This is a genomic window from Allobosea sp. GW821-FHT10B12, from assembly GCF_059415545.1.
Genome location: NZ_JBWKNL010000001.1, coordinates 382392 through 395610, shown reverse-complemented (window position 1 = coordinate 395610; position 13219 = coordinate 382392). Strand labels below are relative to the sequence as shown.

The following is a 13219-nucleotide window of genomic DNA, read 5'->3' as shown; positions in this document are numbered from 1 at the left end:
ACGGAGAGCGATCATGCCCATCCTGCCAGCGCGCCATATCAGCATCGCGATCAACCGGCCGATCGAGGAGGTCTACGGCTTTCTCGCCGAACCCACGAACTTCCAGAAATGGGCGGAAGGGCTGGGCGGCGAGTTCAGCCATGTCGAGGGCATGACTTATCGCGTGAAGACGCCGATGGGGCCGATGCGCGTACTGTTCAGCGAACCCAATCGCTACGGCGTCCTCGATCACGCCGTCGTGCCCGACAGCGGCGCACCGATGCACAATCCGATGCGGGCGCTCGCGAACGGCAGCGGCAGCGAGGTGGTGTTCACGCTGTTCAGGCGCCCGGAGATGACGGATGACGACTTCGCCCGCGACGCCGAATGGGTCGCGGCCGATCTTTCCCGCCTGAAAGCCGTGCTGGAGGCCTGAGGCGGAGGGGCGAGCCGGTTCGACCTCAGCGATCGCCGAGACGCGCGTGCAGCCGCTCGGCCTCGGCGAGATCTTCCGGCCGGTTGGCGTTGAAGAAGGGATCGACCGGCGCGGTCGACCATTCGGCCGTGGCAATGCCGTGGCGGGCTGTCCAGCGCTGGACCTTGCGCTCATCCTCGACCGCGAGCGCATGACGCAGGTCATCGCGCAGGAAGACCGGCCAGAGCCCGATGACCGGATGGGTCCAGCCGCCCGACGCCGCGCAGGCGAGCGGAACATCGGCCGTAGCGCGTGCCGCATGCAGCCGTGCCACCAGATCGCGCGGTATGAACGGCGTATCAGCGGCAACGCTGACCAGCCATTCGGCACCCGGCCGGTTCACCGCCAGCCAGTCGAGCCCGGCAAGGATGCCGGCGAGCGGCCCGGCGAAACCCGGCACGCTATCGACGACGACCGGCAAGCTGTAGTCGGCAAAGCGGGTCGGATCGTCATTGGCGCTGAGCAAAAGGCCGTCGCATTGCGGGCCGAGCCGCTCGATCACATGGGCGAGGATGGTGCGGCCGGCAATCGTCCGCAGCGGCTTGTCGCCACCGCCCATGCGGCGGGCGAGGCCACCGGCAAGGAGTAAGCCAAGGGTTACGGGACCGGTAGCCATCACGTTCTGGCACACCTGCGGGGACGCCTTTGACGGAGCATCAGCAATTCGACATCAGGCCGGCAGGCGCAACGCCGCCATCGCCCAATCCATCACAGCGTCGCGCTCGGGTGGCAAACGCTGCCACTCCTCGCCGGCAAAGCCCGCCCAGGCGGCGAGCATGTCGTCGCGCACGGCGGTCAGCAGCGGCAATCCGGCGACGACGCCGGCGGCGATCTCGGCGCGCAGGCCCTGGCCGAGCACTTCCTGCTTGCCGAACTTGTTGACGATGACGAGGTCGACCGGCCCGGAGAGCGCGCCCGAGATGGCTGCGCCGGCGGCGGCGAGCCCGGCCGGATCGAGCCGGCAGCCCGCCGAGTCGGCCCCGCGATCCTCGCTGATCGGGAAGAGCTGGCCGGAGGCGAGATCCTCGAGCGCCATGCTGGCACAGCCGTTCGCGCAGTCGCCCTTGTTGTGCTGGACGACGCCGCAAAGCCGGAAGGCTTCACGCTTCAGGCCGCCCGCGACTTCCGCCATCAGGTCGTCGATGGGGAAGCCCGAGGAATAGACGATCGCGGCAAGCGGAGCAGTCATCATTCCCTCATCTCACGGAACCGTTGCGGCGGCCAGTGAACTCTAAGTGTTCCAAACTGCATGAGATGCTTCGCCAGTGTTGCAACGCACCTACAGTCGAAGCCGGCAACGGGCGCTAGGGTGAACTGGGCTGTTCCCGGCATCCCGGCCGGATGCAGCCCACCGAGTATCCGCTTGCCGATGATCCGCCCGAACGCCCAGACGCCCCTCGATCCCGCAACCGACGCCGCGCTGCTGCTGCGCCGCATCGGCTTTGCGACGCTGGCGCTCGCCTTGCCGCTGGCCTCGTTGGTCTCGCGCCGCGCCGCCGTGGTGCTGGTGCCGATCGGAGTCATCCTGCTGGCCATCGCCGCGCTGATCGAAGCGCCGCGCTGGTTTGCCGGCAATATCAGGGCGTCGCTGTTCAGCCGCGCCGGGCTGACGCTCTGGGCGCTGGTCGGCTGGGCCGTGCTCTCGCTGGTCTGGAGCCCCTATACCGGCTCGGCCACCGAGAAGGCGGCCAATCTCTTCCTTGCCGTGGCACTGGGCTTTGCCGGCGCGGCGGCGCTGCCGGAACGGATGCGCGCCTCGAACCTCAATCTCGCGGCGCTGGGCGCCGGCACGGCCGCGATCTTCGCGCTCGGCCTGCTGCTGACCGAAGCGCTGGGCCCGATCGACTCGCGGGCGGCCAATGCCGCCGGCAGCGTCGAGCGCGGCGTCAGCGTCGTGCTGATCATGGCCTGGCCGGCGCTCGCCTGGCTCCTGTCGCGCGAGCGCGGGCTGACGGCGCTCGGCCTGGCGCTGGTCGTCGGCCTGCTTGCCCTCTCGCGGATCGAGGATGGCGAGGCGATGGCGATGCTGTGCGGGGCGATCGCCTTCGGCGCGGTCAGCGCCAACCGCATCGTCGGTGCCAGATTGATGGGCGGGATCATGGCCGGGCTGATGCTGCTCGCCCCGCTGCTGCCCTTCCTGCTGCTGCCGTTCTTCCGGCTCTCGCCGGCGGTTTTCAGCACGGTCGGCACCGGGCTCGACATCTGGGCCGACATCATCTCGAGCCGCCCGGTGCAGCTGATCACCGGCCACGGGCTCGACACCGTCCTGCGCGGGCGCACCACCGGGGCGCTGCCGCTGGAGGTGCCGACCACCATCCTGTTCGAGACCTGGTACGAGCTTGGCCTGGTCGGCGCGGCGACGGCGGCGCTCTGCCTCTATTTCGCGGTCAGCGCCGCCGGCCGGATGCCGGGCGCGCTCGCGGCCGGCGGCGTTGCAGCCTATGTCACCGCCTTCGCGCTGGCCGCGCTCGGCTTCGCCTCGTTCCAGACCTGGTGGCTGATGACGCTGACCGCCGTCGCCCTGCTGTTCACCGCGATCGCCCGTGGCCAGTACCGCACCGAACGACCGGTCGCCCCACTCGGCCGGCGGCCGAAGGCACCGAGCGTGCCGGCTGGGAAGTGACCTGACGCGGCTTTTCCCGCCCATTGCGGAGGGCTATCATCACGCTTCGTCCTGATCGAAAGGCGAGGCCGCGATGCTTGCCGCAGATGATCCGCTCATCCTCGATCTCGTCGAATGGGTCGCTCGCGAAGAACGCAGCCATGCCGAGCTGATGGAGAACTGGCGCACCTCCTGCCCGCGCCTGACGGTCTGGGAGGACGCGGTCGACCGTGGCTATCTCGCCCGCCAGGGCAGCCTGATCGCCGTAACGGCGAAGGGCTGGGACCTGCTCAGTGCGAACGGCCGGCACGCCGCCTGAGCCAGACCCTTAGGCCGCTGCCCGCCCGGCATTCACCGCATGGCAGGCGACGCCGTCGATCGCCGGCGGGTTCTCGATGCGGCAGCGGTCGAAGACCAGCGGGCAGCGCGGATGGAAGGTGCAGCCCGAGGGCGGGTTGATCGGGTTCGGGATCTCACCCTTCACGCCCTCGCGTGGCTTGCCGATCATGGCGAGGTCCGGCACCGCGTCGAGCAGCATCCTCGTATAGGGGTGGCGCGGCGCGGCGAAGAGCTGCTTGCCGTCGGAGACCTCGACGAGGCGGCCGAGATACATCACGCCGATCCGCGTCGCCATGTGCCGGACGACCGCGAGGTTGTGCGAAATGAACAGATAGGTCAGCCCGAACTTCTGCTGCAGATCGCGCATCAGGTTGAGGATCTGTGCCTGCACGGAGACGTCGAGCGCCGAGGTCGGCTCGTCGCAGACGATGAACTCGGCATTGGAGGCGAGCGCGCGGGCGATGGCGATGCGCTGGCGCTGGCCGCCGGAGAACTCGTGCGGGAACTTCTTGCCGTCGTCCGGGTGCAGGCCGACCAGCGACAGCAGTTCGCCGACGCGCGCATCGATCGCGGCGGCGCCCTGGATGAGGCCGAAGGCGCGGATCGGCTCGGCGATGATCCGCCCGACGCGCCAGCGCGGATTGAGCGAGGCGTAGGGGTCCTGGAAGATCATCTGCATGCGCCGGCGCAGGCGCTGGCGCTCCTGGGCCGCCTTGGCGTCGAACATCGAGACGCCGTCGATCGCGACCGTGCCGCCCGACGGATTCAGCAGGCCGACGACCATGCGCGCCACCGTCGACTTGCCCGAGCCGGATTCGCCGACCAGTGCGAAGGTCTCGCCCTTGCGGATGTCGAACGAAACGCCGTCGACCGCCTTGAGATACTGTTTCGGAGCACTCTCCAGCACCCGGTTGAGCCAGGGCTTGGAAACGTCGAAGACGCGCTTGAGGTCCCGGACCTGGACGAAGGCTTTGTCGCTCACGCCGCGATCTCCGTCTTGCCAGCCGGCGCCTTGGCCTTGTCGTAGAGGTGGCAGGCGACCTGATGGCCGCCGACATCGATGAGCTCCGGCCGCTCGACATGGCAGCGGGCAAACACCTTGGCGCAGCGCGGATTGAAAGCGCAGCCCTTGGGGATATTCGAGAGCCGCGGCATCGAACCCGGAATCTGCACGAGGCGCTCGGCATCGCCCTCGATCGAGGGGATCGCCCCCATCAGCCCTTGCGTATAGGGGTGGAGCGGCTGCTTGATCACCTCGCGCACTGGGCCGATCTCGGCGACGCGCCCGGCATACATCACGGCGACCCGGTCGGCCGTCTCGGCGATCACGCCCATATCGTGGGTGACCAGCATCACCGACGTCCCGCGTTCCTTGCAGAGCCGCTTGATCAGGGCGATGATCTGCGCCTGCACGGAAACGTCGAGCGCGGTCGTCGGCTCATCGGCGATGATGAACTCCGGCTCGGCGCAGAGCGCGAGCGCGATGACGACGCGCTGGCGCATGCCGCCGGAGAATTCGTGCGGATAGCCGTCGATGCGCCGCTCGGGTGCAGGAATGCCGACCTCGTCGAGCAAGGCGATGGCGCGCTTGCGGGCGTCCGTCGCGTTGAGCGCGGTATGGGTCTGGATCGTCTCGATCAATTGCTCGCCGACCCGGTAGAGCGGGTTCAGGCTGGTCAGCGGATCCTGGAAGATCATGCCGATGCGCTTGCCGCGGACGCGGCGCATCTGCTCGGGCGGGAGATGGTCGACGCGCTCGCCGGAGAGCACGACCTTGCCATCGGCGATGCGGCCGGGCGGGTCGATCAGGCCGATGATCGCCGAACCGGTGACCGACTTGCCGGCGCCGGATTCGCCGACGACACCGAGCACCTCGCCGCGGGCGATGTCGAAGGAGATCTTGTCGAGCGCGCGCAGCGTGCCGCGCCGGGTGACGAACTCGACGGTGAGGTCCTGGACGGAGAGGACGGTCTCGGTCATCGGCTCACCTCAACCGCGGGTTCAAGGCGTCGCGCAGCCAGTCACCCAGCAGGTTCACCGCCAGCACGAGGATCGCCAGCGTCACGCCCGGGAAAGTGACGATCCACCAGTCGCCGGAGAACAGGTAGCGGTTGCCGATCGAGATCAGCGTCCCGAGCGAAGGCTGCGTCGGCGGCAGGCCGACGCCGAGGAAGGAGAGCGTCGCCTCGGTGATGACGGCGAGCGCAAGGTTGATGGTCAGGATAACCAGCACCGGGCCGATCACGTTGGGCAGGACATGGCGCAGCATGATCAGCGGCGCCGGCAGGCCGACGAGGCGGGCGGCCTGGACATAGTCCTTGTTGCGCTCGACCAGGGTCGAGCCGCGGATGGTGCGGGCGTACTGGACCCAGAAGGAGAGCCCGATCGAGATCACCAGCACATAGAGCGCAGTGTCCTCGCGGTTGGCATGCTTGAAGATGCCGCGCACGACGCCATCGATCAGCAGGGCGATCAGGATCGCCGGAAAGGTCAGCTGCACGTCGGCGATGCGCATGATCAGCGAGTCGACGCGGCCGCCGAGATAGCCCGCGAGCAGGCCGAGCGTGATGCCGATCGTCGCCGCCAGCGCGACGCCGAGCAGGCCGACGATCAGCGAGACGCGCAGGCCGTAGAGGATCGCCGAATAGAGATCACGGCCCTGGTCGTCGGTGCCGAGGATGAACTTCGGGTCGCCGCCATCCTGCCAGGCCGGCGGGATGTTGGCGTCGGAGAGGAAGACGGTCGCCGGGTCGAACGGGTTGGTCGGCGCGATCCAGGGCGAGAAGAAGGCGCCGACGAACAGCACCAGCACGATCACCGCGGCGACCATCGTCACCTTGGAGTGCAGGAAACTCGCCAGGATGTCGCTGTCGAGGATGCGGGCCCAGAGCGAGGGCGGCTGTTTCGGAGTGGAAGCGGGTTGCACGCTCATGACCGGCCTCAATGCGCCCCGATCGTCGCGCGCAGGCGCGGATCGACCAGCGCGTAGAGCAGGTCGACGATCAGGTTGATGCTGACGAACAGGAAGGAGATCAACATGAGGTAGGCAGCCATGATCGGGATATCGACCTGCTGCACCGCCTTGAGGAAGAGCAGGCCCATGCCCGGCCACTGGAACACCGTCTCGGTGATGATGGCGAAGGCGATGATCGAGCCGAGCTGCAGGCCGGCAATGGTGATGACCGGCACCAGCGTGTTCTTCAGCGCATGGCCGAAATGGATGGCGCGCGTCTTGAGGCCGCGGGCACGGGCGAACTTGATGTAGTCGGTGCGCAGCACCTCGAGCATCTCGGCCCGGACGAGGCGCATGATCAGCGTCATCTGGAACAGGCCGAGCGTGATCGAGGGCAGGATCAGCGCCTTCCAGCCCGAGGCGGTCAGGAGACCGGTCGTCCACCAGTTGCCGAGCTTGACCACCTCGCCGCGCCCGAAGGAGGGCAGCCAGCCGAGCGTCACCGAGAACAGGTAGATCAGCAGGATGCCGATCAGGAAGGTCGGCAGGCTGATGCCGACCAGCGAGACCGTCTGGAAGATCTTGGCCAGCCAGCTGTCACGGCGCAACGCCGTGTAGACGCCCATGGGTATGCCGACCAAGAGCGAGAACAGCGCCGACATGAAGGCGAGCTCCAGCGTCGCCGGGGCGCGCTCGCCGAGCAGCGAGATCACCGGCAGGCGGAACTGGTAGGAGACGCCGAATTCAAGCCGTGCGGCGTTGTAGATGTAGCGCGCGAACTGGACGACGACCGGCTCGTCGAGGCCGAGCGTCTGGCGCAGCTGGGCGACCTGCTCCTGCGGCGTGTCGACGCCGACCATCTGGTTCACCGGATCGCCGACGAAACGGAACATGGCGAAGGCGATGAGCGCGACCGCGAGCATCACGATCAGCGACTGGAACAGCCGGCGCAGGACAAATGCGAGCATGGTCGCCCTTACAAGGAATCCGAGGCCGCCCCATGCGGGACAGCGTCCAGGCAGCGGATAGAGAAAGGGCGCGTGGGCTCCTCGCCTACGCGCCCTTCAGGCCCTCACTGCTCCTTGGTGGCGTAGTAGAGCAGCACCGAATTGTCGGCGCGCTGGGCGAGCTTCACCTTCTTCGACACACCCCAGGCCAGGGCCTGCTGGTGCAGCGGGATGTAGGAGAACTCGTCGACGGTCATCTTGTAGGCCTCGCCGATCATGGCGTTGCGCTTGGCGGTGTCCGACTCGACCAGGATCTTGTCGGTCAGCTCGTCGACCTTCTTGTTGCAGTAATTGCCGAGGTTCGACTCGCCGCGCGAGGAGCCGGCGACATCGCGGCAGCCGAGGATGTCATAGAGGACATTGTGGCTGTCGAAGGTGCCGGGGGTCCAGCCGAGCAGGTAGAACGAGGTCTTGTAGCCGCCCGGCTTCAGCACCTTGGCGAAATACTGCGCCTTGGGCTGGGCATTGAGGTTCACCTTGACGCCGATACGGGCGAGCATGCCGACCACGGCCTGGCAGATCTGGCCGTCATTGACGTAGCGGTCGTTCGGGCAATCCATGCCGAGCTCGAAGCCCTGCGGATAGCCGGCTTCGGCGAGCAGCTTCTTGGCGGCCTCGGTGTCGAACTTGGGGCGGGTAAAGCCGGCATGCGGATAGAGCTCCGGCGCGATCATCAGCGGCGACGGGGTCGAGAGTCCGCGCATGACGCGGCTCTTGATCGTCTCGATGTCGATCGCCTGGTAGAAGGCCTGGCGGACCTTCGGATCCTTGAACGGGTTCTTGCCCTTGACGCTCGATTCGAGCAGTTCGTCGCGGGTCTGGTCGAAGCCGAGGAAGATGGTGCGCAGCTCGGGTCCGGTCAGGACCTGGGCGTTGCCGGAGGCGTTGACGCGCTGGATGTCCTGGATCGGAACCGGCTCGATCACGTCGACCTCGCCCGAGAGCAGCGCGGCGACGCGGGTCGCGTCCGAGGAGATCGGCGTGAAGACGATCTCCTTGATGTTGCCCTCGATCTTCTTCCAGTAGTTCTCGTTGAGCTTGAAGACGGTCTTCACGCCCGGCTGATGGCTCTCGATCTTGTAGGGGCCGGTGCCGTTGGCGTTGAGCGAGGCGTGGCTCGGCGTGGTCGCAGCCGCGGGCGTCGGGGCGACGGCGTTGTTCGCCTCCGCCCACTTCTTCGACATGATGTACCAGGTGTCCCACTGCGCGTTCAGGATCGGGTTCGGCGCGGTCAGGACGACGTCGACCGTGTGGTCGTCGACCTTGACGAACTTGGCGCTGGTCGGGATGCGGGTGGTGAAGTTCGAGCCCGTGGCGCGGACGCGCTCGGCCGAGAAGATCACGTCATCGGCGGTGAAATCCGAGCCGTCGTGGAACTTGACGCCCTTGCGCAGATAGAAGCGCCATTTCAGGCCGTCATCCGAGACTTCCCACTTTTCGGCGAGGGCCGGCTCGATCTTGAGGTCCTTGCCGCGCGCCGTCAGCCCCTCATAGGGATGGCCGAGATGGGCGTTGGTGGTGGTCTCGTTGACGGTGTAGGGGTCGAGGGACTTCAGCTCGCCCTGGTTGGCGTATCGCAAGGTCTGGGCTTGTCCAGCCCCGCACATCAAGGCCAGCGCTGCCACGGCTGCCAGGCAATGGGTCTTGAACGACATCTGAGACTGCTCCCGGTTGGTTGAAAACCACTCCTCCCCAGGAGCGGTGCCGGCTGCCTGCTTATTTTGGCGGCACGCCGACGAAGGCGGCAGATTAATGACGGTTCGAAGCCCGCGTCCAGTGCGTCCGATCGACTTCGTTCCAGATCGAACTTTGTTGCGAATCTAACTAATGTAACGCACGAAGCTGCGAAGGGCGGGGCAAACGCTCGCAATGAAGCGCCCCGCCCTGCGCGGGTCAGCGGGCCAGCTCCGCGATCAGTGCGCGGACGAAGGCCGTCCCGGCATCGAGCTGGGCCACCGTGAGGAACTCGTCCGGCTGGTGCGCCTGGGCGATGTCGCCGGGTCCGCAGACCACGGTCGACCAGCCCGCCGCCTGGAACAGGCCGCCTTCTGTGCCGTAAGCGACGACATGGCTGGCATTGTCGCCGGTGATGCGGCGCGACAGCGTCTCGGCGGCGCCCTCCTTCTCCGGCGCCAGCGGCGGCGTCTGGGAGGTGATCTCCATGGTGATGCCGGTCTCGGGCGCGATCGCCTTCATCGGCCCCTCCAGCTCGGCGATCTTGGCGCGGTAGCGCGCGACATAGTCGGTATCGTCACCGGGCATGACCCGGACCTCATGGCTGAAGCTGGCGTGCTCGGCGGTGATGTTGACCGCCGTGCCGCCGGCGACGACGCCGACATGCAGCGTCGAATAGGGCGGCTCGAACGCGATGCCGGGCTGCGCATTCGCTTTGTTCTGCGCCATGACGTCGTCATGCCAGGCGATCAGCTTGCCGGCGACCATCACCGCGGGCACGCCGATGTCGACGCGGCTCGAATGCACGGCGTGTCCGCGCACCGTCGTCTTCATGCGGGTGCCGCCCTTGTGGCCGGTGACGACCTGCATCATCGAGGGCTCGCCGACGATCACCGCCGAGGGCTTCAGGCCCGCCTCGGACATCGCATCGATCATGATCGCGGCGCCGATGCAGCCGACCTCCTCATCATAGGAGAGTGCGATGTGGAAGGGCCGCTTCAAGCCGGCCGCCAGCATCTCCGGCACCAGCGCCAGCGCGATCGCATCGAAGCCCTTCATGTCGCAGGAGCCGCGGCCATAGAGCTTGCCGTCGCGCTCGGTCAGCGTCCACGGATCGGAGCTCCAGTCCTGGCCCTCGACCGGGACGACGTCGGTATGGCCGGAGAGGACGATGCCGCCTTCGACCTTGGGGCCGACGGTCGCGTAGAGATTGGCCTTCTCGCCGTCCGGGCTCGGCACGATCGTGCTCTCGACGCCGTGCGCAGCGAGGTAGTCGCGGCAGAAATGGATCAGCTCGAGATTGCTGCGCCAGGACTCGGTGTTGAACGACACCAGCTTGGCCAGCATCTCCTTGGGTGAATAACGCACGGGTGAAAATCTCCGATGACCGCCGACAGGCATGAACCGTGCCGGCAGGCTACGCTGGCATTGCCTGTCGTCAATCGGTTCTGCGCGCTTGACCGGGCTGCGCCCGGCGCGCTCATGTGCCGGCCAAGCAAAGCTTTCCCGTGAGTCCGCCATGCCCTTCGACGTCACCCTCGCCGATATCCAGGCCGCCGCCACCCGCATCGCCGGCAAGGTCCGGCGCACGCCGACCTTCCTCAGCGCCGGCCTCTCGGCCCGGCTCGGCGTCGAGACGGTGGTCAAGGTCGAAAGCCTGCAGCTCGCCGGCTCGTTCAAGGTGCGCGGCTGCTACAACAAGCTGCTCGGGCTCTCCGAGGCCGAGCGGGCGCGCGGTGTCGTCACGGTCTCCGGCGGCAACCACGCCATCGCCGTCTCGCTGGTCGCCAGCATGCTCGGCATCAGGGCGCTGGTGCTGATGCCGAAGAACGTCGCTCCCCTCAACATCCGCCTGACCCAGGAAGCCGGCGGCGAGGTCGAGCTCTGCGAGGATGCGCTCGCCGCCTTCTCCAGGGCCGAGGAGTACGAGGGCAAGGGCATGACCCATGTCCACTCCTATGACGATCCGGCCATCATCGCCGGCCATGGCACGGTCGGCCTCGAGCTCGCGGCCGATGCCGGCGGGCGGATCGACCATGTCTTCATCTCGATCGGCGGCGGCGGTTTCTCGGCCGGCGTCGGCGCGGCGCTGAAGGGGCTCGACCCGGCCGTGCGCATCCACGGCGTCGAGACCGAGGGCGCGACGACGATGACGCAGGCGCTGGAAGCCGGAAAGCCGGTACCGATCCGCCCGACCTCGATCGCGCGCACGCTCGGCGCGCCCTTCGCGACCGAGCGGACCATAGCGGCGGCGCGCCAGTTCCTCGAGGAGATCGTGGTCGTGCCGGATGCCGAAGCCGTGCGCGAACTGGTCTGGGTGCTGCAGAACGGACGCGTCCTGCTCGAACCGGCCGCCTCCTGCACGGTCGCGGCCGCCATGGCGCGCAAGGATCAGTTCAAGCCGGGCGAGCGCATCGCGCTGGTGCTGTGCGGCTCGAACGTCGCGCTCGACGACATCGAGCGCTGGCGGCAGGAATTCGGAGTCTAGGGGCCGACCGCGGCAGGGAGCGCCGATAGCCGGCGCCTCCTTCTGCCGCGCATGTCGGCTACGGGATAACCGTGCCGCGAGCCCGTCCGCCGGCGACGCGGCAGGAGCAACCGGCGCCAACCTCGGACGGATTGATCAGCTGGCAGGTTCGCACGGGCGTCTGGCAGTAGTCGCCGACGCCGGAGGAGACCGGCGCGGCGTAATAGCGCTCGGCATAGTACGGCCGGCGATAATAATAGGGCGAGCCGTAATAGTAGGAGTCGCCGTAGTAATACGGGTAGGCTGCCGCGGCGCCCAGGATCGTGCCGGCTGCCAGAGCTCCAGCCCCCCAGCCGCCGCCATAATAGCCGCGCCGCCAGTAGGCCGGGCGCCCGTAATAGCCACCATAGCCGCCGCCATACCAGCGATTGGGTCGATAGCCCCAGCCAGCGCCGCCACGGTAGCCATAGCCGCCTCGGTAGCCATAGCCGCCCGCTCCGATGCCCCCGCGATAGCCACCGCCGAAACCGCCACCGGCGATAGCCCGGCCTCCGCCGCTGAGACCGCCGATCGCGCGGACGCCGCCAGGGCCAGTGCCACCACTCAGGGCCTGGGCCGAGACATCATTGGCGGTGAAGGCCAGCAGGGGAGCGAGAGATGCGGCAAGAACGATCAGGCGGCGCATGGCGGCCTCCCATTCGAGATAGGGATAGTCGAACATCAACGCGCGCGCACTTTGGCTGTTCCAAGGCGGCCCCGGCGGCCCCTCGGCTGCAGAGGTCACGACGCCGCGAGCACGCGTTCCAGCTCGGCCAGGAAGCGCTCGCTCGCCAGCGGCAAGGTCCGCCCGCGCCGCTTCACCACCGCGATCGGGCGCGCGAAGCGCTCGCCCTCGATCGGCTGCGAGCGCAGGCTGGGCTCGGCCCTGACCTCCATCGCCGAACCCGGCAGGATGGCGACGCCGAGGCCGGCGCGCACCATGCCGACCGCGCTCGACATATAGGTCACCTCCGCGCCGACGCGTGCCGTGACGCCCACCTCGGCGAAGGCGGCGTCGACCACCTGCCGGACGCTGGTCGCCGCATCCATCAGGACCAATGGATGCGCGGCGAGGTCCGCGATCCCGATCCTGGCCCGGCGCGCGAGCGGGTGATCCTGCGGATAGACCGCGTGCATCCGGTCGGCCCCGTGCAGCAGGGTTTCGAGGTCAGGGTTCGAGACGGCCCCGCCGGTCAGGCCGAGATCGGCCTCACCGCCGGCAACCAGCGCGACGACGCCGCTGGCGATCACGTCGCGGATGCTGAAGTCGATGCTGGGGTGCCGCGTCCTGAAGGCGGCGATCACTTCGGGCAGCACGCCCGAGGCGAATGAGGGCAGCACGGCGAGCCGCACGATCCCGCGCTGCATGGTCGCAAGCTGGCGCGTCTCGGCGAGCACGCCGTCGAGATCGCGCAGGATGCGGCCGAGCGTCGGCAGGAGCTCGGCGCCGTTGCGGGTCAGCGCCACGACGCGGGTGTTGCGGTCGAACAGGCGCACGCCCAGCGCCTCCTCGAGCTTGCGGATCTGAACGGTGAGCGCCGGCTGCGACAGGTTCAGGCTGGCCGCAGCGCGGGTGAAGCTGCCGCTGCTGGCGATGGTCACGAAGGCGCGCAACTGCCTGACATCGAGATTCATAGCATTATGCTATTACTGATATCCAATAATTTCAATTGCTTAATCAATC

The 13219-nt window shown here is 67.8% G+C and carries 14 protein-coding genes; 4 read left to right on the top strand and 10 right to left on the bottom strand.

Features of this window, described 5'->3' with window-relative positions; genetic code table 11:
- Window positions 1-13: 13 nt before the first annotated feature.
- Window positions 14-415 carry an SRPBCC family protein gene (locus tag AC07O0_RS01895; protein ID WP_494619561.1) on the top strand — a complete coding sequence of 134 codons (402 nt, stop codon included), beginning with the start codon at window positions 14-16 and terminating at the stop codon, window positions 413-415.
- Between the two features lie 25 nt (window positions 416-440).
- On the opposite strand, the gene mobA is transcribed toward AC07O0_RS01895, so the two are convergent.
- Together mobA and AC07O0_RS01885 are read right to left on the bottom strand one after the other, a co-directional pair.
- Window positions 441-1070, bottom strand: a complete 630-nt coding sequence (gene mobA / locus AC07O0_RS01890; RefSeq protein ID WP_494619559.1) for a molybdenum cofactor guanylyltransferase MobA — start codon at window positions 1068-1070, stop codon at window positions 441-443.
- 54 nt (window positions 1071-1124) lie between these two features.
- Window positions 1125-1643: a DUF2478 domain-containing protein gene (locus tag AC07O0_RS01885; RefSeq protein ID WP_494619558.1), complete on the bottom strand. Its 519-nt coding sequence runs from the start codon at window positions 1641-1643 to the stop codon at window positions 1125-1127.
- A gap of 174 nt (window positions 1644-1817) precedes the next feature.
- Between AC07O0_RS01885 and AC07O0_RS01880 the strand changes: the two genes are divergently transcribed.
- Both AC07O0_RS01880 and AC07O0_RS01875 read left to right on the top strand, forming a co-directional pair.
- Window positions 1818-3077, top strand: coding sequence for a peptide ABC transporter permease (locus AC07O0_RS01880; RefSeq protein WP_494619556.1), 1260 nt, complete (start codon window positions 1818-1820; stop codon window positions 3075-3077).
- A 73-nt stretch (window positions 3078-3150) separates the two neighbouring features.
- Window positions 3151-3375 (top strand): hypothetical protein, encoded by a 225-nt coding sequence (locus AC07O0_RS01875; RefSeq protein WP_494619555.1) that lies wholly within the window; start codon window positions 3151-3153, stop codon window positions 3373-3375.
- 9 nt (window positions 3376-3384) lie between these two features.
- Here the strand turns inward: AC07O0_RS01875 and AC07O0_RS01870 are convergent, their stop codons facing one another.
- From AC07O0_RS01870 to argE, 6 genes are all read right to left on the bottom strand, one after another.
- Window positions 3385-4377: an ABC transporter ATP-binding protein gene (locus AC07O0_RS01870; RefSeq protein WP_494619553.1), complete on the bottom strand. Its 993-nt coding sequence runs from the start codon at window positions 4375-4377 to the stop codon at window positions 3385-3387.
- Window positions 4374-5375 (bottom strand): ABC transporter ATP-binding protein, encoded by a 1002-nt coding sequence (locus AC07O0_RS01865; protein WP_494619552.1) that lies wholly within the window; start codon window positions 5373-5375, stop codon window positions 4374-4376. The genes AC07O0_RS01870 and AC07O0_RS01865 overlap by 4 nt, the downstream gene beginning before the upstream one ends.
- A 4-nt stretch (window positions 5376-5379) precedes the next feature.
- Window positions 5380-6327 (bottom strand): ABC transporter permease, encoded by a 948-nt coding sequence (locus tag AC07O0_RS01860; protein ID WP_494619551.1) that lies wholly within the window; start codon window positions 6325-6327, stop codon window positions 5380-5382.
- Between the two features lie 8 nt (window positions 6328-6335).
- Window positions 6336-7316, bottom strand: a complete 981-nt coding sequence (locus AC07O0_RS01855; RefSeq protein WP_091832035.1) for an ABC transporter permease — start codon at window positions 7314-7316, stop codon at window positions 6336-6338.
- Between the two features lie 104 nt (window positions 7317-7420).
- Entirely contained in the window at window positions 7421-9010 is a 1590-nt protein-coding gene (locus AC07O0_RS01850; protein WP_494619549.1) for an ABC transporter substrate-binding protein, read from the bottom strand.
- A 238-nt stretch (window positions 9011-9248) separates the two neighbouring features.
- The gene (gene argE, locus AC07O0_RS01845) at window positions 9249-10397 is read right to left on the bottom strand and encodes an acetylornithine deacetylase (RefSeq protein WP_494619548.1); all 1149 of its coding nucleotides are present in this window, start codon (window positions 10395-10397) and stop codon (window positions 9249-9251) included.
- Window positions 10398-10548: 151 nt separating this feature from the next.
- Between argE and AC07O0_RS01840 the strand changes: the two genes are divergently transcribed.
- The gene (locus tag AC07O0_RS01840) at window positions 10549-11517 is read left to right on the top strand and encodes a threonine ammonia-lyase (protein WP_494619546.1); all 969 of its coding nucleotides are present in this window, start codon (window positions 10549-10551) and stop codon (window positions 11515-11517) included.
- Window positions 11518-11575: 58 nt separating this feature from the next.
- Here AC07O0_RS01840 and AC07O0_RS01835 read toward each other — a convergent pair whose 3' ends face one another.
- Together AC07O0_RS01835 and AC07O0_RS01830 are read right to left on the bottom strand one after the other, a co-directional pair.
- The gene (locus AC07O0_RS01835; RefSeq protein WP_494619545.1) at window positions 11576-12217 is read right to left on the bottom strand and encodes a hypothetical protein; all 642 of its coding nucleotides are present in this window, start codon (window positions 12215-12217) and stop codon (window positions 11576-11578) included.
- 59 nt (window positions 12218-12276) lie between these two features.
- Window positions 12277-13170 carry a LysR family transcriptional regulator gene (locus AC07O0_RS01830; RefSeq protein WP_494619543.1) on the bottom strand — a complete coding sequence of 298 codons (894 nt, stop codon included), beginning with the start codon at window positions 13168-13170 and terminating at the stop codon, window positions 12277-12279.
- Between the last annotated feature and the right edge of the window lie 49 nt (window positions 13171-13219).

Excerpts from the sequence above, each read along its gene's own strand:
- AC07O0_RS01895 (WP_494619561.1), top strand. The coding sequence starts at position 14 with ATGCCCATCCTGCCAGCGCGCCATATCAGCATCGCGATCAACCGGCCG.
- mobA (WP_494619559.1), bottom strand. The coding sequence starts at position 1,070 with ATGGCTACCGGTCCCGTAACCCTTGGCTTACTCCTTGCCGGTGGCCTC.
- AC07O0_RS01885 (WP_494619558.1), bottom strand. The coding sequence starts at position 1,643 with ATGACTGCTCCGCTTGCCGCGATCGTCTATTCCTCGGGCTTCCCCATC.
- AC07O0_RS01875 (WP_494619555.1), top strand. The coding sequence starts at position 3,151 with ATGCTTGCCGCAGATGATCCGCTCATCCTCGATCTCGTCGAATGGGTC.
- AC07O0_RS01865 (WP_494619552.1), bottom strand. The coding sequence starts at position 5,375 with ATGACCGAGACCGTCCTCTCCGTCCAGGACCTCACCGTCGAGTTCGTC.
- AC07O0_RS01860 (WP_494619551.1), bottom strand. The coding sequence starts at position 6,327 with ATGAGCGTGCAACCCGCTTCCACTCCGAAACAGCCGCCCTCGCTCTGG.
- AC07O0_RS01855 (WP_091832035.1), bottom strand. The coding sequence starts at position 7,316 with ATGCTCGCATTTGTCCTGCGCCGGCTGTTCCAGTCGCTGATCGTGATG.
- AC07O0_RS01850 (WP_494619549.1), bottom strand. The coding sequence starts at position 9,010 with ATGTCGTTCAAGACCCATTGCCTGGCAGCCGTGGCAGCGCTGGCCTTG.
- AC07O0_RS01840 (WP_494619546.1), top strand. The coding sequence starts at position 10,549 with ATGCCCTTCGACGTCACCCTCGCCGATATCCAGGCCGCCGCCACCCGC.
- AC07O0_RS01835 (WP_494619545.1), bottom strand. The coding sequence starts at position 12,217 with ATGTTCGACTATCCCTATCTCGAATGGGAGGCCGCCATGCGCCGCCTG.
- AC07O0_RS01830 (WP_494619543.1), bottom strand. The coding sequence starts at position 13,170 with ATGAATCTCGATGTCAGGCAGTTGCGCGCCTTCGTGACCATCGCCAGC.